This is a genomic window from Cellulomonas sp. HZM (assembly GCF_000708885.1).
In the GTDB taxonomy this organism is placed as follows: domain Bacteria; phylum Actinomycetota; class Actinomycetes; order Actinomycetales; family Cellulomonadaceae; genus Cellulomonas.
The window spans coordinates 1-24,602 of the sequence record NZ_JEOE01000040.1 but is presented as its reverse complement, the minus strand read 5'-3'; the positions used below and the strand labels follow the sequence as shown (position 1 = coordinate 24,602).

Sequence of the window (24,602 nt, the reverse complement as noted above, 5' to 3'; positions counted from 1 at the left end):
CACTCTCCCTACCGTTTTTTTTTTTTCAAGCAGAAGACGGCATACGAGATCTAGTACGGTCTCGTGGGCTCGGGTGGGCGCTCGGCAACCTCGGCAACCGGCTCGCGGTGCGGTCCGCGCCCGACGAGGCGTTCCGGCTGGTGCTGTGGATGTCGGTCGTGCCGCCGCTGCCCATGCTGGCGCTCGCGCTCGTCGTCGAGGGACCCGCTCGCATCACCGCGTCGTTCCACGGGCTCACGACGAGCACCGGGCTGCTCGCGCTCGGCGGGCTCGTCTACACGGTGCTCATCGGCACGCTCCTCGGGTCCGGCGTGTGGACGCGGCTCATGGGCCGCCACCCGTCGAGCACCGTCGCGCCGTTCTCGATGCTCGTGCCCGTCGTCGGGATCGGGTCCTCGTGGCTGCTGCTGCGCGAGAGCACGTCGGCCACCGAGCTCGCGTGGGGCGCGCTCGTCGTCGCGGGCGTGCTGCTCGGCAGCGTCCGCCGGGGCGTCGCGGCTCAGCCCGCGACGACCACCAGCGCGGTCGCGACCGCCGCGACCCCCTCGCCGCGCCCCGTGAGCCCGAGCCCGTCGGTCGTCGTGGCCGAGACGCTCACGGGCGCCCCCGCGGCCGACGACAGCGCCGCCTCCGCCTCGGCCCGCCGCTGACCCACGCGCGGGCGGTTGCCGATCACCTGCACCGCGACGTTCCCGATCTCGAACCCCGCGGCCCGCACGCGCCGCGCCGCCTCGGCCAGGAGCGCGGACCCCGCGGCACCGGCCCACTGCGGCTCTGACGTGCCGAAGTTCGACCCGAGGTCGCCGAGCCCCGCGGCGGACAGCAGCGCATCGGCCGCCGCGTGCGCGGCGACGTCGGCGTCGGAGTGGCCCTCGAGGCCGCGCTCGCCGGGCCAGTGCAGGCCCGCAAGGTGCAGCTCGCGCGCGGGGTCGTCGCTGAACGCGTGCACGTCGACCCCGAGGCCGGTGCGCGGGAGGGCGGTCATCGGTTCTCCTCGAGGTCGAGCTCGGCGAGCAGCAGGTCGCGGCGGGTGGTGATCTTGGCGGCGCGCTCGTCGCCGGGCACCACCCACACGGGCAGGCCGAGGCGCTCGACGAGGCCGGCGTCGTCGGAGGCCGCCAGCTGCTCGTCGTCCGCGTCCGCCGCTGCAGCCGCGTGCGCGCGCACGAGGACGTCGCGCGCGAAGCCCTGCGGCGTCTGCACCGCGCGCAGCACCGACCGGTCCACCGTCCGCTCGACGGGCCAGCCGCCGACGCCGTCGCCCACCTGCTTGATCGTGTCCGTCACGGGCAGGCCGGGGATCACGGCAGGGTGGCCGTCGAGCACCGCCCGTGCGACCCGCTCGACCATGTCGGCGGGCACGAACGGCCGCGCGGCGTCGTGCACCAGCACCACGTCCACGTCGTCGGCCAGCACATCCAGCGCCCGGGCCACCGAGGCCTGCCGCGTCGCCCCACCGGCCACCACCTGGACCCCGGGGAGCACGCGCTCGAACTCCGCGAGGTGCGCGGCCGGTGCCGTCACGACGACCGCGGACATGGCGACGCCGCCCGGCCTGGCCTGGGCCAGCGCACGGGCGGCGTGCACGACGATCGGTTCGCCGCGGACCGGGACCAGCGCCTTGGGGAGCTCGTGGCCGAGCCGCGAGCCGCTGCCGGCGGCCGTCAGGATGGCGGCGGTGCGCACCTCAGGACGCGAGGACCTCGTCGAGGATGGCCTCGGCCTTCTCCTCCTCGGTGTGCTCCGCGAGCGCGAGCTCCGAGACGAGGATCTGGCGGGCCTTCGACAGCATCCGCTTCTCCCCGGCCGACAGGCCGCGGTCCGCGTCGCGGCGGGACAGGTCGCGCACGACCTCGGCCACCTTGATGACGTCGCCCGACGCGAGCTTCTCGAGGTTCGCCTTGTAGCGGCGCGACCAGTTGGTCGGCTCCTCGGTGTAGGGGGCCCGCAGGACCTCGAACACCTTGTCCAGACCCTCCTGGCCGACGACGTCACGGACGCCCACCAGGTCGACGTTCTCAGCGGGGACCTCGATCGTCAGGTCGCCCTGGGCGACCTTCAGCTTGAGGTAGATCTTGTCCTCTCCGCGGATGGTCCTGGTCTTGATCTCTTCGATGAGAGCTGCACCGTGGTGCGGGTAGACAACGGTCTCCCCAACAGTGAAAGTCATCTGCAGGTGTCCCCTTTCGCGGTGGCCTAGCCTACCACGCCACATATCACCCCTTTCCGGCCGGAGGGCGTCGTACACGCTGGTCAGGGGGCACGCGATCACGCCGCGTCCCGCCGGCGGCGGGTGACCCGCACCACGCGGCCGACGACCGTCCGACGCGCACCGCGGGCGTCGCCTGCGGCTAGGCTGGCGCCAGCGCCACCGGTCAGGCCCGCACGTCCCCGCGGAGGTCCGGCGGCCGACGAGACAGCACGCCCCGCCCCGAACGCCAGGAGTCCCTCGTGACCTCGCCCCGCCACCGTCTGTCCCGCGTCCTGCTCGCGTCCGGGCTGTGCGTCGCAGCGCTCACGCTCACGGCGTGCTCGGCCACCAACGAGATCACCACCGAGAACGAGTACTCGGCGTCCGACGGCGTGCGCGCCACGCTCGGCGACGTGCGCGCGTCGAACCTGCTCGTCGTGTCCGAGGCGAAGGGCGCGCCCGGTCAGCTCCACGGAGCGCTGACCAACGACGGCGACGAGCCCGAGTCGATCACGTTCACGTTCGGCACCGAGACCGCCAAGGTCGACGTCCCCGCGGGCGAGACCGTGCTCATCAACGGCGACGCGAACGGGACCGACGACAACGGCGCCGCCGAGGACACCACCGCCGCCGTGACCATCTCGTCGGTGTCCGTCGCGCCCGGCGCCGTCCTGCCGGCGACGCTCACCAGCACGCGCGCCGGCAGCCAGACGCTGTCCGTCCCCGTGCTCGACGGCACGCTCCCCGAGTACTCGACGGCACCGACCGCCTGACGCAGCACGACGGGCTCCACGTACGACGAAGGCCGCCGGCCCCGAGCACCGGGGCGGCGGCCTTCGTCGTCCGCGCTGTCCGCATGACCCGACGGACGACCCGCCGGCTCAGCCGAACCGGCCCGAGATGTAGTCCTCCGTGGCCTGCTCGCGCGGCGCCGAGAAGATCGTCGCGGTGTCGTCGATCTCGACGAGCTTGCCCGGCTGACCCGTGCCCGCGAGGTTGAAGAACGCCGTGCGGTCCGAGACGCGCGCCGCCTGCTGCATGTTGTGCGTGACGATCACGATCGTGTACTCGGACTTCAGCTCCGCGACGAGGTCCTCGATCGCGAGCGTCGAGATCGGGTCCAGGGCCGAGCAGGGCTCGTCCATGAGCAGCACCTGCGGGCGCACCGCGATGGCGCGCGCGATGCACAGGCGCTGCTGCTGCCCGCCCGAGAGGCCCGAGCCCGGACGCGCGAGGCGGTCCTTCACCTCGTTCCAGAGGTTGGCCCCGCGCAGCGACTGCTCCACCAGGTCCTGCGCGTCGCCCTTGCTGATCTTGCGGTTGTTGAGCCGCACGCCCGCCAGCACGTTCTCCGCGATCGACATCGTCGGGAACGGGTTGGGGCGCTGGAACACCATGCCGACCTGACGTCGGACCGCGACCGGGTCCACGTCCTGGCCGTACAGGTCCACGCCGTCCATCGCGACCGTGCCCTCGACGCGCGCGCCGGGCACCACCTCGTGCATGCGGTTGAGCGTGCGCAGGAAGGTCGACTTGCCGCAGCCCGACGGGCCGATGAACGCCGTCACCGAGCGGGGCTCGACGGTCATCTGCACGTCCGCGACGGCCCGGAAGTCGCCGTAGTAGATGTTGAGGTCCTTGACGTCGATGCGCTGTGCCATGGGGGGGTCCTTTAGCGGAGGTTCTTGGGAGCGAAGAAGCGGGTGACGAGGCGGGCGACGAGGTTGAGCAGCATGACGATGAGGATGAGCGTCAGCGCGCCGGCCCAGGCACGGTCGTAGTTGATGGTCGCGATGCAGTCCGTCGCGCCCGGCGAGCACGGCACCAGGCCGTTCTGGAACTGGCGGTACACGTACACCGGCAGCGTCATCATGCGACCGTCGAACAGGTTGAAGTTGATCGAGTCGATGACGCCGACCGTGATGAGCAGCGGAGCCGTCTCGCCGATGACGCGGGAGATCGCGATCATGACGCCCGTGACGATGCCCGCCACCGCGGTGCGGAGCACCACCTTGATGACGACGAGCCAGCGCGGGACGCCCAGCGCGAGCGCGGCCTCGCGCAGCTCGTTCGGGACGAGCCGCAGCATCTCCTCGCTCGAGCGGACCACCACCGGGATCATCAGCACCGAGAGCGCCACCGAGCCGACCGCGCCCATCCGCACGCCCGGGCCCAGGAACACCGCGAACAGCGCGTACGCGAAGAGGCCCGCGACGATCGACGGGATACCCGTCATGACGTCGACGAAGAACGTCACCGCGCGCGCCAGGTGCCCGCGCCCGTACTCGACGAGGTAGATCGCGGTCAGCAGGCCGATCGGCACCGAGATGAGCGCCGCGAACAGCGTGATCTCGACGGTGCCGACGATCGCGTGGTAGACGCCGCCGGCGTCCATCCCGCCGAAGACGCCGCGCATCGAGTGCGTCAGGAAGTACACGTTGAAGCGCTCGGCGCCGTTCTTCACGACGGTCCACGCGACCGACAGCAGCGGGAGGCACGCGAGCACGAACGCGCCGACGATCAGCGCGCGCATCACCTTGTCGCGACGGTGGCGGCGCGGGTCGACCTGCTTGAGCAGGGCGCGCAGCTCCGGGTTGCCGGAGAGCTCGGGGGTCGTGGCGGTCATCAGTTGGCTCCCGAGAAGTCCTTGCGGCGGGACACGATCCAGCGCGCACCCATGTTCACGACGAGCGTGATGAGGAACAGCGCGAGGCCCGTCGCGATGAGCGTGGAGACGCCCATGGGGGTCGCCTCGGGGAACTGCGCGGCGATGTTGGCCGCGATCGTCTGCTGCTGACCGGCCTCGAGGATGCGGAACGAGTACAGGAACCCGGGCGACAGGATCATCAGCACGGCCATCGTCTCGCCGAGCGCGCGGCCCAGACCGAGCATCGCGGCCGAGATGACGCCCGAGCGGCCGAACGGCAGGACCGCGGTGCGGATCATCTCCCAACGCGTCGCGCCGAGCGCGAGCGCCGCCTCCTCGTGCAGCCGCGGGGTCTGGAGGAACACCTCGCGGCTCACGGCGGTGATGATCGGCAGGATCATGACCGCGAGCACGATGCCCACGGTCAGCAGCACGCGAGCTGTCGGCGACACCGTGCCCGCGAAGAGCGGGAACCAGCCGACGTGCGTGCCCAGCCACGCCCACACGGGCTGCACGAGCGGCGCGAGCACGAGCGCTCCCCACAGGCCGTAGACGACCGACGGGACCGCGGCGAGCAGGTCGATCACGTACCCGAGCCCGCTCGCCAGGCGACGCGGCGCGTAGTGCGAGATGAACAAGGCGATCCCGATCGCGACCGGCACCGCCATGAGCAGCGCGAGGGCAGCGGCGAGGATCGTGCCGAAGATCATCGGGCCGACGTAGTCGAGCAGCGAGCTCGAGCCACGGAGCAGGTTGACCTGCTTCACGAGCTCCGACGACGGCGTCGACAGGGCCGGCCACGCCTTGATGACGAGGAACACCGCGACGGCGGCGAGCGTGACGAGGATGAGGGCGCCGGCGCCGGTCGCGAGCCAGCGGAACGCGCGGCTCGCGCCGCGGTCCGCGGCACGCGCCCGGCTGCGCCGTAGCGCGCGACCCGGGCCCTGCGGCTCGGGTCCGCCGGCGATGCTCACCGGCGGGGTCTGGGTGGTGGACACGATGCTCCTGCGTCGGTCAGGTGTGGGGGGGACGTTCGCCGGTGGCCGGCCCGGGTCCCCCCCGGGACGGGCCGGCCACCGGCAGCTGGTGCGGTCAGGCGCCCTTGATGGACTCGACCGCGGTCTTGGCGTCGGCGGCGAGCGCGTCCGGCAGCGGGGCCGAACCGGCAGCGGCCTTCGCGGCCTGCTGACCCTCGGAGCTCACGATGTAGCCGAGCAGGCCCTTGACCAGGTCGGCCTTCGCGGCGTCCTTGTAGGTCGAGCACGCGATGCCGTACGAGACGAGGATCAGCGGGTAGGCGCCGGCCTCGGTCGTCGTGCGGTCCACGTTCACGACGATGTCGTTCGCACCGCGCGTGGTGTCGCGGGGCGACTTGTCGAGCGCGATCGCTGCCGCCTCGGCCGTCGGCGCGACGAACGCGTCGCCGACCTTGATCGACACCTTGCCGAGCGTGCCCGCGGCGGACTCGTCGGCGTAGCCGATCGTGCCCTTGCCGCCCTGGACCGCCTGGATCAGACCCGACGTGCCGGTACCCGACTCACCGCCCTGCAGCGGCCAGTCGTCGGCCGCCTCGTTCGTCCAGACGTCGGACGCCGTCTTGTTGAGGTAGTCGGTGAAGTTCTTCGTCGTGCCCGAGCCGTCCGCGCGGTGCACGGGGGTGATCGCCGTGGACGGCAGCTTTGCGTCGGGGTTGTCGGCCTTGATGGCCTCGTCGTCCCACTTCGTGATCTTGCCCGCGAAGATCTTCGCGATCGTGTCCGACGAGAGGTTGAGCGAGGTCACGCCGTCGAGGTTGAACACCACGGCGATGGGGCTGACGTAGACCGGGACGTCGATGGCGTCCGAGCCGCACGCGGCCTTCGCCTGCTCGAGCTCCTCGGGCTTCATCGCGGAGTCGGAGCCGGCCCAGTCGGCCGCACCCTGGATGAACTGGGTCCGGCCCGCGCCGGAACCCTGCGGGTCGTAGTTGACGGTGACGTCGGGGTTGGCCTGCTGGAAGCCGGCGCGCCACGCGTCCATGGCCTTCTCCTGCGCGGAGGAGCCGACGCCGTTGAGCTCGCCCTTGAGGGCGCTGCCGCCCGAGGTCGAGCCGCTCGTCGCACCGGAGTCGCCGGTCGGGTCGTCCGATCCGCAGGCCGTGAGCGAGAAGGCGAGCACACCTGCGAGGGCGACCGCGCCGACGCGGCTGGGAAGGGAGAGCTTCACTGTGATCCGTCCTGTCGTCGTGCGCACCCGATCGGTGCGCGGCGTGGCCGACGTTAGGAACCGGATGTGACGTCCCGGGCGGACGTAGTTGAACCCCAGGTGAACGCTGGCCGACAGTTGTTCACGCGTCCATGAAGGCCCGCGCGGCGGACGGCCCGCGCGGCGGACGGCCTGCGCGGCGGTGCCACGACCGGGGCGCATCACGATCAGCGGCACTTGTGACAGGTGGCCACTCGTGGGGCGATCGTCAGTCGCACGAGGGTGCAGGAGTCACAAGTGCCGCTGGTTGCGCACGGCGCCGGCGCCGGCGCGCGGGCCGGGGCCGTGCGCTGGCGCCGTGGTCAGGCCTCGGGGGTGAGCTTGTAGCCCAGGCCGCGGACCGTGACGAGCAGGACCGGGTTCGCGGGGTCGGCCTCGATCTTGGCGCGCACACGCTTCACGTGGACGTCCAGCGTCTTGGTGTCCCCCACGTAGTCCGAGCCCCAGATGCGGTCGATGAGCTGCCCGCGGGTCAGCACGCGCCCCGCGTTGCGCAGCAGCAGCTCGAGCAGCTCGAACTCCTTGAGCGGGAACGCGACCGTCTCGTCGTGCACGCGCACCACGTGGCGCTCGACGTCCATCTTGATCGGGCCGGCGACCAGCAGGTCGTCGTCCTCGTCGTCGATCGGCTCGCCCGCGGTCGCGACGGGGACCGGCGCCGCCCGTCGCCGCAGCACCGCACGCACGCGCGCGACGAGCTCGCGCGACGAGTACGGCTTCGTGACGTAGTCGTCGGCGCCGAGCTCGAGGCCCACGACCTTGTCGATCTCGTCGTCCTTCGCCGTGAGCATGATGACGGGCACCTCGCTCGTCGCGCGGATCGCGCGGCACACCTCGGTGCCGGGCATGCCAGGCAGCATGAGGTCGAGCAGCACCAGGTCGATGCCGCCCTCCTGGAAGCGGTCGAGCCCGTCGGTGCCGGTCGCCGCGGTGACGACCTCGTAGCCCTCGCGCTGCAGCTGGTAGGTCAGGGGATCGCGGTAGGACTCCTCGTCCTCGACCACGAGGATCCGCGTCATGACGCGCTCCTGTGCACGTGCTCTCCTTCGTCGGGCGCGCCGGACGGGCCGGCGTCGGTGGCGGGTTCGTGCGCGGGGGGGACGTCCTGGTGGGGCGCCGGCGGGAACACCGAGACGCCCGATGGCGGGGTGCGCAGGGGCGGCGTGTCCGGCACCGCCGCGACCGCGACGGGGAGCCGCAGCGTGAACGTCGAGCCCCGGCCCTGCTGCGACCACACGGTGACGTCGCCGCCGTGGTCCGCCGCGACGTGCTTGACGATCGACAGGCCGAGCCCCGTGCCGCCGGTCGCGCGCGAGCGCGCGGGGTCGACGCGGTAGAACCGCTCGAAGACGCGCTCCTGGTCCTTGGGCGAGATGCCGATGCCCTCGTCGACCACCGCGATCTCGACGATCTGGTCGCGCAGGCGCACGCCGACGCCGACGTGCGACGCCTCTCCCGAGTACGCCACGGCGTTGTCGACGAGGTTGCGCACGGCCGTCACGAGCAGGTCGTGGTTGCCGAAAACCTGCAGTCCCGTGCCGGTGCCCACGTCGATGCGCACCTGCTTGGCGCTCGCCGTGGTGCGTGCGCGGTCGACGGCCTCGCGCACCACGGCGTCGACGTCGACGCTCGTCGTGGCCGCGAGCGCACCCGCGACCTGGAGACGGGACAGCTCGATGATCTCGTGCACGAGCGCCGACAGGCGGACCGCCTCGGTCTGCATGCGGCCGGCGAAGCGGCGCACGGCCTCCGGGTCGTCCGCCGCGTCCTGCACGGTCTCCGCCAGGAGGGTCAGCGCCCCCACCGGCGTCTTGAGCTCGTGCGAGATGTTCACGACGAAGTCGCGGCGGATCGCCTCGAGCCGGCGTGCCTGCGTCATGTCCTCCGCGAGCACGACGACGTGCCGCGGCGTCACCTGCGCGACGCGCACCTGCACGAGCAGCATCCCCGCACCGAGCGGACCGCGCGGGACCTCCAGCTCCTCGTCGCGGATCACACCGTCGCGCCGCACGCCCTCGACGAGCTCGCGGATGGCTGCCGGCACGATGCGACCGTCGCGGACCAGCCCCAGGGAGTACGCAGGGGCGCTCGCTCGGATCACGGTGTCGTCGGGGTCGAGCACCACCGCGGCCGAGCGCAGGACGGCGAGCGTGCGGACCAGCCCGTCGTCGAGCTCGGGCGTCGGCGCGGGCGGCACGGCGTGCATCGAGCGCTGGCTCGACCAGTACGCGGCGACGGCGAACGCGCCGACGAGGATGCCGAGGCACCCTGCGACGATCAGCTCCCAGCCGTCCGCGGTCACGGCTCCACAGTAGGGCTCGCCCACCCGCACCCTGCACGGATGCCGCGCCCAGGGGCCAACTGCCGCCGAGCGTTCACCGCTTGTTCACCGCTGCGCAGGCGCGTGGATGACTCGTCGCTCGTGGCACGCACGACGACGGCCGTGCACCTCGCTCGGGAGGTGCACGGCCGTCGTCACGCCGAGGTCGCTCAGGCGAGCAGCTTGGCCTTCGCCGCGGAGAACTCGGCGTCGTCCAGGATCCCCTGGGCGTGCAGCTGGGCCAGCTGCGAGAGCTTCGCCATGAGGTCGTCGCCCGCTGCGGGCGCGGCGGGCGCCGCCGCGACGGCAGGGGCGGCCGCCTGCGCGGCCACCGCTGCGGCGGCCGCCTCGTCGATCTGGCGCTGCTGCTCGGCCGCAGCCGCCTGCTGCTGGTCATAGCTCGCCTGGGCACGGCCCATCTGCCGACGCTGCACCGCGCCCGCCGTGGCCGACGCCGTGCCGGCGATGACCGCGGTCCGCGCCGCGGTTCCGATGAGACCGGGTCGTCCGACCCGACGGATCATGGGCATGTCAGTCCTCCAGCTCGTCTGCGAGCTCCGAGAGCTCGTCCACCACGTCGGCAGGGATGCGCTCGGAGGCGAGGAGCTCGCCCCCGGCCGCGAAGATCGCGCGCTGCAGCCCGACGGACCACAGGTGCTCGACGACGAGCACGAGCGCCGAGGTGCCGGGCTCGAGCGCGCCGACGACCTCGTCGACGTCCTCCTCGGACGTGAGGCCGCCGCCGGCGAGCTGGACGTCCGTGATCTCGAGCTCGTCGCCGAGCTGGTCGACCTCGATGATCTCGACGTCGCCCTCGAGACCGCGCCGTGCGACGACGAGATCGACGATGCGGACCTGCTGCGACTCGACGAGAGCCAGCAGCTCGCTCTTGACGTCGTCGGGGATGCGGTCCTGCGGGAAGCCGATCGCGATGAGCTCGACCGGTCCGAACTTCGGTGCCATGGATTCTCCTCGGGCGTGGGGTCGTTCAGAGTCGGGCGGCGGCGCGTTCTGCCTCGTCACCGTGCACGACCAGGGCCCACAGTACGACCACGTCGATCGCGATCACGACGAGGGACCACCACGGTGTCACGGGCAGCGAGACGAACTGCGCGACGATGTTGAGGACGACCACGACGACGGCCGTGCCGCGCGCCCAGGACGACCCGCCGAACAGCGCGAAACCGACGAGCGCGATGATCGCGCCGAGGATCAGGTGCACCCATCCCCACGTCGAGACGTCGATCAGCGCGACGCCGTTGCCGCTCCACGTGATCACCTTGTCCGGGCTGAAGACGGCCACGAGGCCGGACACCACGTTGAGCAGCCCGACCGTGATGAGCGCGAACGCCGCGAACCACACCCAGCCGACCCAGCCCGACACCCTGTTGTTCGCCACTTGCCTGCCCTCTCGACGTCGATCACCGCTACCGAGGCACAGTGTGCCCGACCTCGGACGTATCGGGACAGAGCCGTGCGCGTGCCGACCAACAGCCGCCGTGCGTTCACCTGACCGCGCACGTCCGTTCACCTGCCGGTGCCACGCTGGGCCGACATCGGTGCGCAGAGGCGCAGACATGCGCATCTGCAGTGTGCGCAGCACGAGAGGGATCACATGCGCGACATCTTCGAGGCCGAGCTCACCCAGCTCGGCGAGGACCTCGCGGCCATGAGCCGCCTGGTCGAGCACGCCATCACGAACGCCGGGGTGGCCCTGCTCACCGCGGACCTCGCACTGGCCGAGACGGTCATCGTCGACGACCTGGCGATCGACGCGATGGAGCGCGACATCGACGAGCGCTCGGTGCAGCTCCTCGCGCAGCAGGCACCCGTCGCGACCGACCTGCGGGTCGTCGTGACGGCGCTGCGCATCAGCGCGACGCTCGAGCGCATGGGCGACCTGGCGCGGCACATCGCGCAGATCGCACGCGGGCGCTACCCGCGCGACGCGGTGCCGCAGAGCCTGTCCGGCACGTTCGCGGAGATGCACGACGCGGCGGTCCGCGTCGCACGACGATGCACCACGCTGCTGGAGAACCGCGACGTGCCGCTCGCGGAGAGCATCGAGCAGGACGACGACCTGCTCGACGAGCTCCACGAGGACGTGTTCACCGCGATGCTCGGCGGCTCGTGGTCCGCGAGCCCGCAGGAGACGGTGGACACCACGCTGCTGAGCCGCTTCTACGAGCGCTTCGGCGACCACGGCGTCTCGGCCGCGCGCCGCGTGGTGTACCTGGTGACGGGCACCAACGCCGACGAGCTCGACCGCTCGGCGAGCTGACCCGCTCGCCGGCCGACCCGCCCGCCTCGTCGCACCGAGCGCGTATCGACGAGAGCGCCGGTCCCCTGCGGGGGCCGGCGCTCTCGTCGTGCGTGGTGCGGGGCGGCGTCAGCGGCCCTGGTTGGCCACCGCGGCGATCGCGGCCTGCGCCGCGTCCGGGTCGAGGTAGCGGCCGCCCGGGACGGTGGGCTTGAAGTCGTCGTCGAGCTCGTAGACGACCGGGATGCCGGTGGGGATGTTCAGGCCCGCGATGTCGTCGTCCGAGATGCCGTCGAGGTACTTCTCGAGCGCGCGGATCGAGTTGCCGTGCGCCGCGACGAGGACGACCTTCCCGGCCTTGAGGTCGGGGACGATGTCCGACTCCCAGTACGGGAGCTCGCGCTCGAGCACGTCCTTGAGGCACTCGGTGCGCACCAGCGGCGAGTCCGCGTAGCGCGGGTCGGCGTCCTGCGAGAACTCCGAGCCCAGCTCGATCTCGGGCGGCGGGACGTCGTACGAGCGGCGCCAGAGCATGAACTGCTCCTCGCCGAACTCGTCGAGCGTCTGCTTCTTGTCCTTGCCCTGCAGCGCGCCGTAGTGGCGCTCGTTGAGGCGCCAGCTGCGCTTGACCGGGATCCAGTGCCGGTCCGCGGCGTCGAGCGCCAGGTTGGCCGTCGTGATCGCGCGGCGCAGCACCGAGGTGTGCACGACGTCGGGCAGGATGCCCGCGTCCTTGAGGAGAGCGCCACCGCGCTTGGCCTCCTCGACGCCCTTCTCGGACAGGGCCACGTCGACCCAGCCGGTGAAGAGGTTCTTGGCGTTCCACTCGCTCTCGCCGTGGCGGAGCAGCACGAGGGTGTAGGTCATGGGTTCATCCTGCCGCAGGGCGGGCACCCCGGCGCAGGGACGTCAGTCCCTGGGACGACATCAGTCGGGACGGCCGTCACCCCTCGCGCGCGACCTCGTACACCTTGAGCACCTGGTCGGCGGCGGCCTCCCACCCGAACCGCTCGGAGCTGGTGCGCGCCGCTGCGGCGTACCGCGCGAGCCGCTCGGGGTCCGCGAGCAGGTCGGCGAGGACGTCGGCCCAGCGCTGCGGGTCGTGGCCCGCGACGAGCAGGCCGGAGACCCCGTCGTCGACGATGGACCGCAGCCCGCCCACCGCGGCGGCGACCACGGGCACGCCGGTCGCCTGCGCCTCGGCCGCGACGAGCCCGAACGACTCCGAGCGCGACGGCATCGCGACGACGTCGGCGGCGCGGTACCAGGTGGCGAGCTCGTCGCGCGCGGCGGGAGGGCGCACGACGACGTCGTCGGCGACCCCGCACACGCTCGCGAGCGCCTGCAGCTCGCGGACCGCGGTCGAGCGCCCGGAGGGTCCCCCGAGCACGACGAGCAGCGGCACCGGCCGGCCCTGCGCGCGCAGCACGCCGAGCGCGCGCACCAGCACGTCGGGGGCCTTGAGCGCCTGTACCCGACCCGCGAACAGCACGACGTCGCGGTCGGTCGGCAGCCCCAGCTCACGTCGGGCCTCGTCGCGGTCCCCCGGCGTGAAGCGGCGCAGGTCCACGCCCGGCTCGACGACGTGCACGCGCGCGGGGTCGGCGCCGTACAGCTCGACGAGCTCGCGCGCCTCGGCCGGCGTCGACGCGACCAGCGCGTCCGCCTCGGACACCACCTGCTCCTCGCCCAGCACGCGCGCGGCGGGCTCGGCGTCGTCCCCGGGCGCGAGCGCGGCGTTCTTCACGCGCGCGAGCGTGTGGGCCGTGTGCACGAGCGGCACCTCCCACCGGTCCGCCGCGATGCGACCGACCTGGCCGGACAGCCAGTAGTGCGAGTGCACGACGTCGTACCAGCCCGGCCGGCGCGCGGCCTCGGACCGCAGCACGCCCGCGGCCATGCCGCACAGCACGCCGGGCAGGTCGTTCTTGTCGAGCCGCTCGAACGGTCCGGCGGGCACGTGGTGCACCAGGATCGGCGGGACCACGCCCGCGGGGGCCTCGTCGGCCAGCAGCACCTCTCGCGACTCGTCGCGGGTCATCTCGCTGCCGTCCGCGCTCGTGCCCGGCAGCACCACGGTCTCGGGCAGGTCCGACGACGTGGCGCGCGTGAACACCTCGACCCGAGCCCCCCGCGCCGCGAGCGCGCGCGAGAGCTCCAGGACGTAGACGTTCATGCCGCCCGCGTCGCCCGTGCCGGGCTGGTCCAGCGGGGACGTGTGCACCGAGAGCATGGCGACGCGCGGTGCGTGGGTCACGTGGGCTCCTGACGGGCTCGGGGTGCTCGAGCCATTGTCGCCCGCGCGCCGCACTCGATGCACGTTGTCGTCCCCGCCCGGCGGCTGTTCATTCTCGGACCGCGCCGACAGCTCGCAACCTCGCGGATCGCCCAACTCTCGACATGCCTACAGGGAGTCGGTACGGTGCGGCGCAATCTAGACCTCGCGGAAGGCGGTACGGATATGGCCCGCGCTCCACGGAGTCCAAAGAGCCGAATCCAAATCCTGGCGCTCGCATTTGCGATGGTCACAGGGTCGACCTTAGTCGGCCAAGGCGTCGCTCATGCTTCGAGCTCGCTCGTCACCGTGTCGTGGGGCGCTTGGAAGCAGTACAGTCAGCAAGAAGGCAACTGGTGCTGGGCCGCCGGCGCAAAGATGATCGTCCAGAAATCTCTCGGGTCATCTGCGAGCGAATGCACGCTTGTCAAGTATGGGCGCAACTCTAGCGCCTGCGACGACATCGGGGGCACCATGGTCGAGATGAAGCGTGCGATCAGTACGAGCAGCGTCGCGACCTCGGGTCCCCACAATGGAACCGTCTCGTTTTCCACTGTGCGGAGCCGAACCCTAGCCGGCGGCGGCGTGCTGAACCTGGTTACCTGGGTCGGCGGGGGGCGATCGGACACATCGCGCCGCTTATCGGGAGTGCCGAATCGCCAGACAAGGTCTATATCACATCTATTCGCGACGGGGCCGTTTCCGGAAGTTGGATCACCTACAGCCAGTATTCTGCCGGCACAGCGGGACTCGGAACTAGTTCATACACACCGAACTCCTACCTCTACAGTTGAGAATGCGTAGGCCATGGACACCGTTCGGACCGCATTGGTCGCTCTCGCCGCATCTGTTGCTCTCATCGCCGTCACCACGTACGCGGCCGCCGCGGACGGTTCGACGCCTCCCCCCGCCGTATCCGACTCGATAGCCCCGGGAGGTAGCGCGTTCTCCCAGGCGGTGGCACTCAACGCAACATCTCCTGCGTCCGGGAAGGTCGACCGTACGAAACTCGAGACGAGCGCCACGCGGTTCGGCCCGCCTCATCGGATCTTCACCTGGGTGCCCACCGACGCCACGTCGAGCCAGTTGGTCGCTGAGGACTTCGATGCTGCCCGGGGCGAGCGATGGATCGCCGTCGAATACATCTCGGGGCGTGCCGTGTCCGCGCTCCAGGTCGACGGCGACGGGGCGTTTGTCCAGCTAGATGGCTGGTTGCCGAGCGAGGTCGAGGAACTGGCCAAGCTTCCGGACGGAGAGCAAGTCGTCGGTACCTCGTTGTGGGGCGAAGAGCTTTACGCGATGAACGGCGAGGGCACGCAGCTCACCGCGCTCACCCCGGCGGCCCAGGCGCTCATCGGAGACGGAACCGTGACCGCGAGCGATTTTCGCGCGGCCAAGAACGCGCAGCATCGTTCCGAACTGGCGAAGCAGCCTTCAGACCTGCCCTCGGACGCTATCGGGGCGATCGCTCCGGTTGCCGGCGCGAGCACCAAGCACTCGACTCGGCGAGTCAACTGGTCTGCTGTCGCCCTCGTCATCCCGGGTCTGCTGCTCGTGGGAGGCGGTGCGTTCGCGTTGGGCCGTCGTCGGCCGACCAGCGACGAATAGGACACGCCGCCAAGGAGACCGAACGCGGTCGACTCCGACAGAACGACGCTGCGCCAACGGGCGCGCCTCCTCGGGACCGCCCGGGGCGTCAGGTATGTCAGGAAGGCAATCAGTCCAGACCGCCAGATCGGAGGTCTGGATGGCGGCAGCCCGCGCGGAGGTGTCGCGCGCTCAGTTCCGATGCTCAGCTCCATTTCGGCTCGAGGGTGAGTTCCCCGGTGCCGGCAGACGTTGAATAGCTGACGACGACTCTCCCGGCAGGGACCATCGCGTCCGACGCGAAGACCAGGGTCAGGGCAGCCGTGCGCCCCCGCTTGGTGTCGAATGGCACTTCGGGCTTCGCGCCGACCACCGCGTAAGGATCGGCGGACGAAGTTCGCGCAAGGTGGACCACGGCCGGGTGATGAGCATCATCGCCGAGCCATTCGACGTCCGTGACGGTGAGGTGGCCGCCAGACCCGCGGAGCACCGTCTCGTAATACCGGCTACCGTCGTCCTTCTTGCCGAAGCTCGAGCCGCCGTCAGTGGACGGGTACGCGGCGCTCAGAGCGGTTGAGGCAGTCGACCGCGGCGGCGCGTCGGCATTCCCTGTGCATCCAGTCAAGAATGCCACCGCGGCGGTCACCAGGACGCCGCGCACCAAGTTTCGGTGACGCTTGGGTGGCGTCATGGTCTGATCCCCCTCCCCGAGTGCGAGCACCTGACCAGCCCCCAAGCCTCCGCACAAGAGCTCAGCCCCTGCGTCTCGCCGGCCGGACACGTGCACGACCACGACCTCGCGTTTCACGAGTCGCGCACGGAGCGGCCGGCATTCCGCCGACGTCGCCGCCGGCCGCCGCTGGACTACTGCCCGTCGGCGACGGCGAGCTCACGTCGAGCCGTCGTCGACCGGCCCGCGACCGGGACCACGCACGCCGCCGCGGGGACGTCGACACGGTCGACGACGGTGCCCTCGCGGTCCAGCACCTCGAGGCTGCCGGCCACCTGCTCGGCGACGACGAGGCGGCCACCGACCACCCCGTGGTGCCGCGGCCACGTCCCGGGCAGGTCGTCCGTGCGCAGCGGGGCGAGGAGCCCGTCGTCGGCCACCGCGAACCGCAGCAGCACGCCGGGGCCGCGCACCGCGACGACGACCTCGTCGCCGTCGAGCAGCACGTGCGCCGCGAGCCCCTCGGGCAGCGGCAGCGTCTGGACGACCTCGCCGCTCGGCCACGCGAGCACGCGGAGCGTCGAGTCGAGCTCGCCCGCGACGTACGCGTGTCGCCCGTCGGGCGCGAACGCGAGGTGGCGGGGGCCGGTGCCGGGGTCGAACGACGCCGCGATGCCCGCCTCGAGGACGCCGTCGGCGGTGAGCGCGTAGCGGCGCAGCTCGTCGGTGCCGAGGTCGACCACGACGACGTGCTCGCCGTCCGGCTCGAGCGCGACGAAGTGCGCGTGCGGGCCCTCCTGGCGGTCCTCGCGCGGGCCGTGTCCGGTGTGCCCGTGCACGACGACCGGACCCGCGAAGCTTCCGTCCGCGGCGAGCGGGATCGCGCCGAGCGTGCCCGACGAGTAGTTGGCGACCAGGAGCGTGCCTGCGTCCGGCGTCAGCAGGAGGTGGCAGGGGTCGGCGCCGCCGGAGGGGGTCGTCGCGGTCGGCGACACGCGGTCGCCGTCGACGACGAGCGCGGTGACCGTGCCGTCCGTCTGCTCGTTGGCGGCGTAGAGCACGCGCCCGCCGGGGTGCGCGGCGAGGAACGACGGCGACGGCGTCACGGCGACCTGCTCGACACCGGCCCACGTGCCGTCGTCGGCCAGCTCGGCACGCCACACGCCCTCACCCAGCCCGACGGGCGTGCCCGCGCCGGCGACGGGATAGGTGCCGATCCACAGCGAGGTCATCCGGACACCCTAGGGGCGTCGTCGGCGAGCCACGCCGCCGGGTCCGCGACGACGTCGGCGAGCACCGCGAGCGCCGCGCCGGTCATGGCGGGCAGCTCGCCCGCGACCGCGGCGTCGACGCTCGGTGGCGCCCACGGTGCGGCGAGCACGTGCCGCTCGAGCGCCGCGAGCACGGGCGCGGCGACGAGGTCCGCGACGGCCGCGAACGCGCCGCCGAGCACCACGTGCGAGACGTCGACGAGGTTGACCGTGTTGGCGAGGGCGGTGCCGAGCAGCGTCCCGGCGTCGCACACGGCGGCGGCCGCGCGCTCGTCGCCCGCACGGGCCGCGGTCCCGAGCGCCGCCATCCCGCCGCTCGGTTCGAGCCCCGCCGCGCGCAGCATCGCGTCCTGGCCGGCGACCTCCTCGAGCCGGCGGTCGCCGACGAGCGTCTGGCCGAGCTCGCCCGCCCACCCGCGCAGGCCGCCGAAGATGCGGCCGTCGACCACGACCGCCGCACCGATGCCGATCTCGCCCGAGACGTACACGAAGCTGGGGCGCTCGTCGGCGCCGGCGGTGCGGGCGGCGGACTCGGCGCGAGCCGCGAGGTCGGCCTCGTTGGCGAGGCGCGGCGGGTGCGCGGCCAGGGTCGGGGAGAGCGTCGGGGAGAGGTCGGCGAGCAGCGCGAGGACGTCGACGTCGCGCCAGCCCAGGTTGGGGGCGGTGCGCAGGGGACCGGTGCCGCGGTCGACGATGCCCGGCAGCGCGAGGGCGGCGCCGGCGATCCTCGTCGGGCCCGCCCCGCTCGTCGTCCCCACGTCGCTCGTCCCCGTATCGCTCGCACCCGCCTCCGCGAGCACAGCCTCGGCGAGCGCCGCCCACCGCGCGAGGACCTCGCGCGGGTCGCTCGCCCGGAAGTCTCCGGCGTCGACGCGCTCGGCGACGACGTCCCCCGACAGGTCGACGACGCGTGCACCGAGGTAGTCGACGTTGATCTCGGCGCCGAGCGCGGCGACCGTGCGTGCGGGCATGGTCAGCGGGACGGCGGGGCGGCCGGCGCGCTGCGTCTGGACCGGGTCGAGCTCGGCCAGCAGTCCCCCGGCGACGAGGCGGTCGACGAGCGCCGAGACCGTGGCGCGCGTCAGGCCGGTGGCCGCGGCGACGTCGGCGCGCGACGGCGTGCGACCCCGGGTCACGGCGTCGACGACGTGCCCCAGCACGAGGCCGAGGTTGTGCTCGCGCAGGCTCGCCTGGCGCGCCGCCGTCGTCCTCATGGGGGTTGACCCTAGCCGCTCCCGCGCATAAGTTCATTCGCACAACAAAATCCGTCTCGACGATGAGAGGTCTCCCGATGGTTCGCAAGCCCACCCCCGACGACAAGTTCTCCTTCGGTCTGTGGACCGTGGGCTGGAACGCGCAGGACCAGTTCGGCTCCGCGTCCCGGCCGTGGCTCGACCCGGTCGAGTCCGTGCACCGCCTCGCCGAGCTGGGCGCCGCGCACGTGACGTTCCACGACGACGACGTCGTGCCCTTCGGCTCGTCGGACGCCGAGCGCGACAAGATCCTCGACCGCTTCCGCGGCGCGCTCGACGAGACCGGCATCACGGTCGAGATGGTCACGACCAACACGTTCAGCCACCCGATCTTCAAGGACGGCGCGTTCACGTCGAACGACCGCCGCGTGCGCCGCTACGGCCTGCGCAAGGTGGTCCGCAACGTCGACCTCGCCGCGTCCCTGGGCGCCGACACGTTCGTCATGTGGGGCGGCCGCGAGGGCGCCGAGTACGACTCCGCGAAGGACCTCAACGCCGCGCACGACCGCTATGCCGAGGGCATCGACACCGTCGCCGCGTACATCAAGGAGCAGGGCTACGGCCTGCGCATCGCGATCGAGCCCAAGCCCAACGAGCCCCGCGGCGACATCCTGCTGCCGACCGTCGGGCACGCGCTCGCGCTCATCGCCAAGCTCGAGCACGGCGACATCGTCGGCCTCAACCCCGAGGTGGGCCACGAGCAGATGGCCGGCCTCAACTACACGTACGGCATCGCGCAGGCGCTGTGGGCGGGCAAGCTCTTCCACATCGACCTCAACGGGCAGAAGTCCATCAAGTACGACCAGGACCTGGTGTTCGGCCACGGCGACCTGTTCTCCGCGTTCGCCACGGTCGACCTGCTCGAGAACGGCTTCTCGGGCGGCGGCCCGCGCTACGACGGCCCGCGCCACTTCGACTACAAGCCGTCGCGCACCGAGGACTTCACGGGGGTCTGGGACTCGGCCGCCGCCAACATGTCGACGTACATCCTGCTGGCCGAGCGGGCGCGCGCGTTCCGCGCCGACCCCGAGGTCCAGGCCGCGCTCGAGGAGTCGGGCGTGCTCGAGCTCTCGCAGCCCACGCTGGCCGAGGGCGAGACGCTGGCCGACCTGCTCGCCGATACCTCGGCGTACGAGGACGTCGATCCCGACGAGGTCGCCGCGCGCGGCTTCGGGTTCGTGCGCCTCAACCAGCTCGCGCTCGAGCACGCGCTCGGCGCACGCTGACCCCGTGGCACTCGTCGCCGGGGTGGACTCCTCCACCCAGTCGTGCAAGGTCGTCGTGCGCGACGCCGCGACCGGGGCGCTCGTGCGCTCCGGTCGCGCGCCGCACCCCGACGGCACGTCCGTCGACCCACGGCACTGGTGGGACGCGCTGCTCGGGGCGATCGACGACGCGGGCGGGCTCGACGACGTCTCCGCGATCTCGGTCGGCGGGCAGCAGCACGGGATGGTCGTGCTCGACGAGCACGGCGAGGTGATCCGCGACGCGCTGCTGTGGAACGACACCCGCTCGGCGCAGGCGGCGCTGGACCTGGTCGACGAGCTCGGCGGGCCGCAGGCATGGGCCGACGCGGTCGGTTCCGTGCCCGTCGCGTCGCTCACCGTCACCAAGCTGCGGTGGCTGCGGGACGCCGAGCCGGCCGATGCCGCTCGTGTCGCGGCCGTCGCGCTCCCCCACGACTGGCTGACCTGGAGGCTCGCCGGCTCGCCCGGGCTCGACGCGCTCGTCACCGACCGGTCCGACGCGTCGGGCACGGGCTACTGGTCCCCCACGACGGGCGAGTACCGGCACGATCTGCTCGAGCTCGCGCTCGGGCACGACGCGCTCGTGCCGCGGGTCCTCGGGCCGTCCGAGGCCGGGCCGCGCTCGGTCGTCGGCGCGCTGTCCCCCGTGCTCGGTCCGGGCGCCGGGGACAACGCGGCGGCCGCGCTCGCGCTCGGGCTGGGGCCCGGGGACGTCGCGGTGTCCATCGGCACGTCCGGCGTGGTCAGCGCGATCAGCGCGCGGCCGACGAACGACGGGTCCGGGCTGGTGGCGGGCTTCGCGGACGCGACCGGCGCGTTCCTCCCGCTCGCGTGCACGCTCAACGCCTCGCGCGTGCTCGACGCCGCGGGCCGCGTGCTGGGCGTCGGGCACGACGAGCTGTCCGAGCTCGCCCTGTCGGCACCCGCCGGCGCCGACGGCCTCGTGCTCGTCCCCTACCTCGAGGGCGAGCGCACGCCGAACGAGCCCGACGCGACCGGGTCTCTGCACGGGCTGCGGCTGACCACCGCGACGCCCGCGCACGTCGCACGCGCACACGTCGAGGGCATGCTGTGCGGCCTCGCCGGCGGGATCGACGCGCTCGTCGCGCAGGGCGTCGAGGTGCGGCGCCTGTTCCTCGTCGGCGGCGGTGCCCAGTCCCGGGCGGTGCGGGAGATCGCGCCGAGCGTGCTCGGGCTCGACGTGCACGTGCCGACCGCCGGGGAGTACGTCGCAGACGGCGCCGCGCGGCAGGCGGCGTGGGTGCTGTCCGGGGACGACGCACCACCGGCGTGGACGGCTGCGGCCGAGGCCGGGGTGTTCCGCGGTGCCCCCGTGCCGTCCGTGCGGGAGAGGTACGCGGTCGCCCGCCCGCTCACGCTCGGGCGTCCCTGAGCACGCGACGAGGCCCGGCTCCCCGCTCGTCGGCGGGAGGCCGGGCCTCGTCGTACGCGTGGCGTCAGTTGGCCTGCTCGTAGGCGGCGCGCACCTCGGCGGGGATGCGGCCGCGCTCCGACACCGAGATGCCCTGGCCCTTGGCCCACTCGCGGATCGCGTGCGCGTCCGATGCCGAACGACGCGAGCCACCGCGCGCTGCCGGGCGACCCGCGGCGGAACGGCCGCCGACCTTGCGCCCGTGCCCGACCCAGCGCGCGAACGAGTCGCGCAGCTCGGCGGCGTGCGCCGACGTCAGGTCGATCTCGTACGTGACGCCGTCGAGCGCGAACGTGACGGTCTCGTCGGCGTCGCCCCCGTCGATGTCGTCGACCAGCAGGACGCGGACCTTCTGAACCATGTGTGCTCCACGGGCTGAGAGAAAAGAAATGCTCTTGGCGCCGTCAGGATCGCATCGGAACTAATCAGGCGTCAACATTTCCGGCGGAATCCGGCTTCGCGACGCTCTCCGCCGCCCGTCGTTCCGCCGCGTCCATGCGTGCGAGCGCCTGCCGTTCCGTGCGGTCCGCATTGATGACCGCACGCATCACGAACCAGAACAGGAGCCCCACGCCGATCGAGGGCAGAAGTGCCGCGAGTGCCGCTCCCATGCTCAGGCCTGCGGCTTCACGAGCGGGAACAGGATGGTGTCGCGGATACCGCGGCCGGTGAGCGCGATGAGGAGCCGGTCGATTCCCATGCCCATTCCGCCCGACGGCGGCATCGCGAACTCCATGGCCGTCAGGAAGTCCTCGTCGATCCGCATCGCGTCGTCGTCGCCGCGCGCCGCGAGCAGCGCCTGCGCCTCGAACCGCTCGCGCTGGATCACCGGGTCCACCAGCTCCGAGTAGGCCGTCGCCAGCTCCATGCCGCGCACGTACAGGTCCCACTTCTCGACGAGGCCGCGCTTGGAGCGGTGGTCACGCGTGAGCGGGGAGGTCTCCACGGGGAAGTCGCGCACGAACGTGGGCGCGTGCAGCGTCGAGCCGACGTGGTGCTCCCACAGCTCCTCGACCATCTTGCCGTGGTTGCGCTGCGCGGGCGCGAGCTCGATCTCGGCCTTCTCGAGGAGCGCCAGGAGATCGGCGTCCGACGTGTCGTGCGTGATCTCGACACCCAGGGAATCGCTCAGCGAGTCGTACATCGGAAGGTCGGCCCAGTCGCCCCCCACGTCGTACTGCTCACCGTCCGCGAGCGTGACGACGGTGGAGCCGAATGCCTCCTGCGCGGCGGTCTGCACGAGATCCTTCGTGAGGGCCGCCATCGTGTCGTAGTCGCCGTACGCCTCATATGCCTCGAGCATCGCGAACTCCGGCGAGTGCGTCGCATCGACACCCTCGTTGCGGAAGTTGCGATTGATCTCGAACACGCGCTCCACACCGCCGACCGCGGCGCGCTTGAGGAACAGCTCAGGCGCGATGCGCAGGAAGAGCGGGATGTCGAAAGCATTCATGTGCGTCTCGAACTGACGCGCCGCGGCACCCTCCGGACGCACCTGCAGCATGGGCGTCTCGACCTCGATGAAATCGCGGCGGTGCAGGTTCTCGCGTACCGAGCGCAGCACCGCGGCGCGTGTGCGCACCATGTCCCGCGAGCGCTGGCTCACGATGAGGTCGACGTAGCGCTGACGCACGCGGGCCTCGTCGGACAGCTCGGTGCCCTCGTACAGGTTGGGCAGCGGACGCACGGCCTTGGCGGCGAGCGCCCAGGAGTCGGCGAACACCGACAGCTCGCCGCGACGGCTCGAGATGACGCGCCCGTGCACGAACAGGTGGTCGCCGAGGTCGACGTCGGCCTTGAACGCCGCGAGGCGCTCCTCGCCCACCTCGGCGAGACTCAGCATCGCCTGCAGGCGACCGCCCTCGCCGTCCTGCAGCGTCGCGAAGCACAGCTTGCCCGTGTTGCGCAGGAACACGACGCGGCCGGCGACGCCCACCTCGTCGTCCGTCTCGGTGCCCGGCTCGAGGTCCGGGTGCTCCGCGCGCACCTGCGCGATCGTGTGCGTGCGCGGGACGGAGACCGGGTACGCCTCGCCGCCCTCGGCGATCAGCCGGGCGCGCTTCTCGCGCCGGATGCGGATCTGCTCGGGGGTGTCGTCGAGCTCGGCGGCGTCGGGCTCGACCTGGGCCTGCGAGGGGGCGTCGGTCACCGGGTCATCGTAACGAGCGAACCTGGGCGGTCCCGCCGCTCGTCCGGCCGCTCGTCCCGCGGGTCGTCGGGCTCAGGCCTCGAGGTCGAGCGCGAGGTCGAGGATCGGCGACGAGTGCGTCAGGCCGCCCACCGAGAGGAAGTCGACCCCCGTCTCCGCCACGTCGCGCGCGCGGTCGAGCGTCAGGTTGCCGGTCGCCTCGAGCTCGACGTGCGGCGCGACCGCGCGCACCGCGGCGACCACCTCGACCAGCACCGGGGGAGCCATGTTGTCGAGCAGCAGGAACGTCGCACCGGCCGCCACCGCCTCGAGCGCCTGGTCCACGGTGTCCGCCTCGACCTGGATCGCCACGTCCGGGAACCGTTCCTGCACCCGACGGACCGCGGCCGTCACCGATCCCGCCGCGGCGACGTGGTTGTCCTTGACCATGGCGACGTCGTACAGCCCCATGCGCTTGTTGGTCCCGCCCCCGCAGCGCACCGCGTACTTCTCGAGCGCGCGCAGGCCCGGGGTGGTCTTGCGGGTGTCGAGCACCGTCGCGCCCGTGCCGGCCAGCGCGTCGGCCCAGCGTCGCGTGTGGGTCGCGACGCCCGACGCACGGCTCGCGAGGTTGAGCAGCGTCCGCTCGGCGACGAGCAGCACCTGCACGGGCCCGACGAGCCGCGCCAGCACGTCGCCGCGGACCACGCGCGTGCCGTCGGGCACGACGACCTCGACGAGCGCGCGCGCCAGCCCGAGCCGCCGCGCGACCTCGTCGAGCACCACCGGGACGACGACCAGGCCCGCGACTACGCCGTCCGCGCGTGCGACCAGGTCGGCCGTGCCCTGCGCGGCGGGGTCGATCGTCGCCTGCGTCGTCACGTCCCGCCCGGGCTCGGGCCCCAGGTCCTCGTCGAGCGCCGCGACGACCACCCGCAGCACGGCGCCGGCTTCGGGCCCCGCATCCCCGGGCAGCACCCCGACCCGCTCGTCGGGCAGCACCCCGACCCGCTCGTCGTCGTGGGTCAGCGATCGGCTCTCGTCGGGAAGCACGCCGAGCACGCTACCCGCCCACGC

26 protein-coding genes and 1 pseudogene are annotated in these 24,602 nt (G+C 72.4%); 6 read left to right on the top strand and 21 right to left on the bottom strand.

Annotation, left to right across the window (positions count from 1 at the left end; translation table 11 throughout):
- Positions 1-107: 107 nt before the first annotated feature.
- A pseudogene (locus tag AW16_RS18225) lies at positions 108-413 on the top strand (EamA family transporter); the annotation flags it as partial.
- Between the two features lie 86 nt (positions 414-499).
- Here the strand turns inward: AW16_RS18225 and ispF are convergent.
- Genes ispF through AW16_RS0114755 form a run of 3 tightly spaced genes read right to left on the bottom strand, consistent with a single transcriptional unit; the run spans position 500 to position 2,170 of the window.
- Positions 500-985 carry a 2-C-methyl-D-erythritol 2,4-cyclodiphosphate synthase gene (gene ispF, locus AW16_RS0114765; protein WP_029291658.1) on the bottom strand — a complete coding sequence of 162 codons (486 nt, stop codon included), beginning with the start codon at positions 983-985 and terminating at the stop codon, positions 500-502.
- Positions 982-1,686, bottom strand: a complete 705-nt coding sequence (ispD, locus tag AW16_RS0114760; RefSeq protein WP_029291656.1) for a 2-C-methyl-D-erythritol 4-phosphate cytidylyltransferase — start codon at positions 1,684-1,686, stop codon at positions 982-984. The genes ispF and ispD overlap by 4 nt, the downstream gene beginning before the upstream one ends.
- A gap of 1 nt (position 1,687) precedes the next feature.
- A complete protein-coding gene (locus AW16_RS0114755) occupies positions 1,688-2,170 on the bottom strand; it encodes a CarD family transcriptional regulator (protein WP_029291654.1) in 483 nt (160 codons plus the stop codon).
- A 281-nt stretch (positions 2,171-2,451) separates the two neighbouring features.
- On the opposite strand from AW16_RS0114755, the gene AW16_RS0114750 reads away from it, so the two are divergent.
- Positions 2,452-2,964 carry a hypothetical protein gene (locus AW16_RS0114750; protein WP_029291652.1) on the top strand — a complete coding sequence of 171 codons (513 nt, stop codon included), beginning with the start codon at positions 2,452-2,454 and terminating at the stop codon, positions 2,962-2,964.
- 108 nt (positions 2,965-3,072) lie between these two features.
- On the opposite strand, the gene pstB is transcribed toward AW16_RS0114750, so the two are convergent.
- The 9 genes from pstB to AW16_RS0114705 all read right to left on the bottom strand — a co-directional run bounded on the left by pstB (position 3,073) and on the right by AW16_RS0114705 (position 10,801).
- A complete protein-coding gene (pstB, locus tag AW16_RS0114745; protein WP_029291649.1) occupies positions 3,073-3,852 on the bottom strand; it encodes a phosphate ABC transporter ATP-binding protein PstB in 780 nt (259 codons plus the stop codon).
- 11 nt (positions 3,853-3,863) lie between these two features.
- The gene (pstA, locus tag AW16_RS0114740) at positions 3,864-4,817 is read right to left on the bottom strand and encodes a phosphate ABC transporter permease PstA (protein ID WP_029291647.1); all 954 of its coding nucleotides are present in this window, start codon (positions 4,815-4,817) and stop codon (positions 3,864-3,866) included.
- Positions 4,817-5,836, bottom strand: coding sequence for a phosphate ABC transporter permease subunit PstC (gene pstC / locus AW16_RS0114735; RefSeq protein WP_081861711.1), 1,020 nt, complete (start codon positions 5,834-5,836; stop codon positions 4,817-4,819). Before pstC ends, pstA begins: the two co-directional genes overlap by 1 nt.
- Positions 5,837-5,930: 94 nt before the next feature.
- Positions 5,931-7,043, bottom strand: a complete 1,113-nt coding sequence (pstS, locus tag AW16_RS0114730) for a phosphate ABC transporter substrate-binding protein PstS (RefSeq protein WP_029291644.1) — start codon at positions 7,041-7,043, stop codon at positions 5,931-5,933.
- A gap of 341 nt (positions 7,044-7,384) precedes the next feature.
- Entirely contained in the window at positions 7,385-8,101 is a 717-nt protein-coding gene (locus tag AW16_RS0114725; protein ID WP_029291642.1) for a response regulator transcription factor, read from the bottom strand.
- Positions 8,098-9,384 carry a cell wall metabolism sensor histidine kinase WalK gene (locus AW16_RS0114720; RefSeq protein WP_081861710.1) on the bottom strand — a complete coding sequence of 429 codons (1,287 nt, stop codon included), beginning with the start codon at positions 9,382-9,384 and terminating at the stop codon, positions 8,098-8,100. Before AW16_RS0114720 ends, AW16_RS0114725 begins: the two co-directional genes overlap by 4 nt.
- Before the next feature lie 188 nt (positions 9,385-9,572).
- A complete protein-coding gene (locus tag AW16_RS0114715; protein WP_029291638.1) occupies positions 9,573-9,932 on the bottom strand; it encodes an SHOCT domain-containing protein in 360 nt (119 codons plus the stop codon).
- A 1-nt stretch (position 9,933) separates the two neighbouring features.
- On the bottom strand, positions 9,934-10,365 hold the full coding sequence (locus AW16_RS0114710; protein WP_029291636.1) for a DUF6325 family protein: 432 nt from the start codon (positions 10,363-10,365) through the stop codon (positions 9,934-9,936).
- Between the two features lie 25 nt (positions 10,366-10,390).
- Positions 10,391-10,801: a hypothetical protein gene (locus AW16_RS0114705; protein ID WP_051681982.1), complete on the bottom strand. Its 411-nt coding sequence runs from the start codon at positions 10,799-10,801 to the stop codon at positions 10,391-10,393.
- A gap of 216 nt (positions 10,802-11,017) precedes the next feature.
- On the opposite strand from AW16_RS0114705, the gene phoU reads away from it, so the two are divergent.
- Complete coding sequence (phoU, locus tag AW16_RS0114700; RefSeq protein ID WP_029291633.1) at positions 11,018-11,683, top strand: phosphate signaling complex protein PhoU; 666 nt, start codon at positions 11,018-11,020, stop codon at positions 11,681-11,683.
- A gap of 108 nt (positions 11,684-11,791) precedes the next feature.
- Here the strand turns inward: phoU and AW16_RS0114695 are convergent, their stop codons facing one another.
- Both AW16_RS0114695 and AW16_RS0114690 read right to left on the bottom strand, forming a co-directional pair.
- Entirely contained in the window at positions 11,792-12,529 is a 738-nt protein-coding gene (locus AW16_RS0114695; RefSeq protein WP_029291632.1) for a phosphoglyceromutase, read from the bottom strand.
- 76 nt (positions 12,530-12,605) lie between these two features.
- Positions 12,606-13,895, bottom strand: coding sequence for a glycosyltransferase (locus AW16_RS0114690; protein ID WP_029291630.1), 1,290 nt, complete (start codon positions 13,893-13,895; stop codon positions 12,606-12,608).
- 1,101 nt (positions 13,896-14,996) lie between these two features.
- On the opposite strand from AW16_RS0114690, the gene AW16_RS0114680 reads away from it, so the two are divergent.
- A complete protein-coding gene (locus AW16_RS0114680) occupies positions 14,997-15,545 on the top strand; it encodes a hypothetical protein (RefSeq protein WP_156044198.1) in 549 nt (182 codons plus the stop codon).
- Positions 15,546-15,729: 184 nt separating this feature from the next.
- Here the strand turns inward: AW16_RS0114680 and AW16_RS0114675 are convergent, their stop codons facing one another.
- The 3 genes from AW16_RS0114675 to AW16_RS0114665 form a co-directional block, all read right to left on the bottom strand.
- Positions 15,730-16,215: a hypothetical protein gene (locus AW16_RS0114675; RefSeq protein ID WP_156044197.1), complete on the bottom strand. Its 486-nt coding sequence runs from the start codon at positions 16,213-16,215 to the stop codon at positions 15,730-15,732.
- 173 nt (positions 16,216-16,388) lie between these two features.
- Positions 16,389-17,426 (bottom strand): beta-propeller fold lactonase family protein, encoded by a 1,038-nt coding sequence (locus tag AW16_RS0114670; RefSeq protein ID WP_051681981.1) that lies wholly within the window; start codon positions 17,424-17,426, stop codon positions 16,389-16,391.
- Positions 17,423-18,679 (bottom strand): ROK family transcriptional regulator, encoded by a 1,257-nt coding sequence (locus tag AW16_RS0114665; RefSeq protein WP_034649435.1) that lies wholly within the window; start codon positions 18,677-18,679, stop codon positions 17,423-17,425. Before AW16_RS0114665 ends, AW16_RS0114670 begins: the two co-directional genes overlap by 4 nt.
- A 77-nt stretch (positions 18,680-18,756) precedes the next feature.
- Between AW16_RS0114665 and xylA the strand changes: the two genes are divergently transcribed.
- Complete coding sequence (gene xylA / locus AW16_RS0114660) at positions 18,757-19,944, top strand: xylose isomerase (protein WP_029291621.1); 1,188 nt, start codon at positions 18,757-18,759, stop codon at positions 19,942-19,944.
- A gap of 4 nt (positions 19,945-19,948) precedes the next feature.
- Positions 19,949-21,358: a xylulokinase gene (locus AW16_RS0114655; RefSeq protein WP_029291619.1), complete on the top strand. Its 1,410-nt coding sequence runs from the start codon at positions 19,949-19,951 to the stop codon at positions 21,356-21,358.
- A 64-nt stretch (positions 21,359-21,422) separates the two neighbouring features.
- Here AW16_RS0114655 and AW16_RS0114650 read toward each other — a convergent pair whose 3' ends face one another.
- The 4 genes from AW16_RS0114650 to nadC all read right to left on the bottom strand — a co-directional run bounded on the left by AW16_RS0114650 (position 21,423) and on the right by nadC (position 24,503).
- Positions 21,423-21,758 carry an Lsr2 family protein gene (locus tag AW16_RS0114650; protein WP_029291618.1) on the bottom strand — a complete coding sequence of 112 codons (336 nt, stop codon included), beginning with the start codon at positions 21,756-21,758 and terminating at the stop codon, positions 21,423-21,425.
- Between the two features lie 64 nt (positions 21,759-21,822).
- The gene (locus AW16_RS0114645) at positions 21,823-22,008 is read right to left on the bottom strand and encodes a hypothetical protein (RefSeq protein ID WP_029291616.1); all 186 of its coding nucleotides are present in this window, start codon (positions 22,006-22,008) and stop codon (positions 21,823-21,825) included.
- Positions 22,009-22,010: 2 nt separating this feature from the next.
- On the bottom strand, positions 22,011-23,546 hold the full coding sequence (lysS, locus tag AW16_RS0114640) for a lysine--tRNA ligase (protein ID WP_029291614.1): 1,536 nt from the start codon (positions 23,544-23,546) through the stop codon (positions 22,011-22,013).
- A gap of 72 nt (positions 23,547-23,618) precedes the next feature.
- Positions 23,619-24,503 (bottom strand): carboxylating nicotinate-nucleotide diphosphorylase, encoded by an 885-nt coding sequence (gene nadC / locus AW16_RS0114635; protein ID WP_051681983.1) that lies wholly within the window; start codon positions 24,501-24,503, stop codon positions 23,619-23,621.
- Positions 24,504-24,602: the final 99 nt, after the last annotated feature.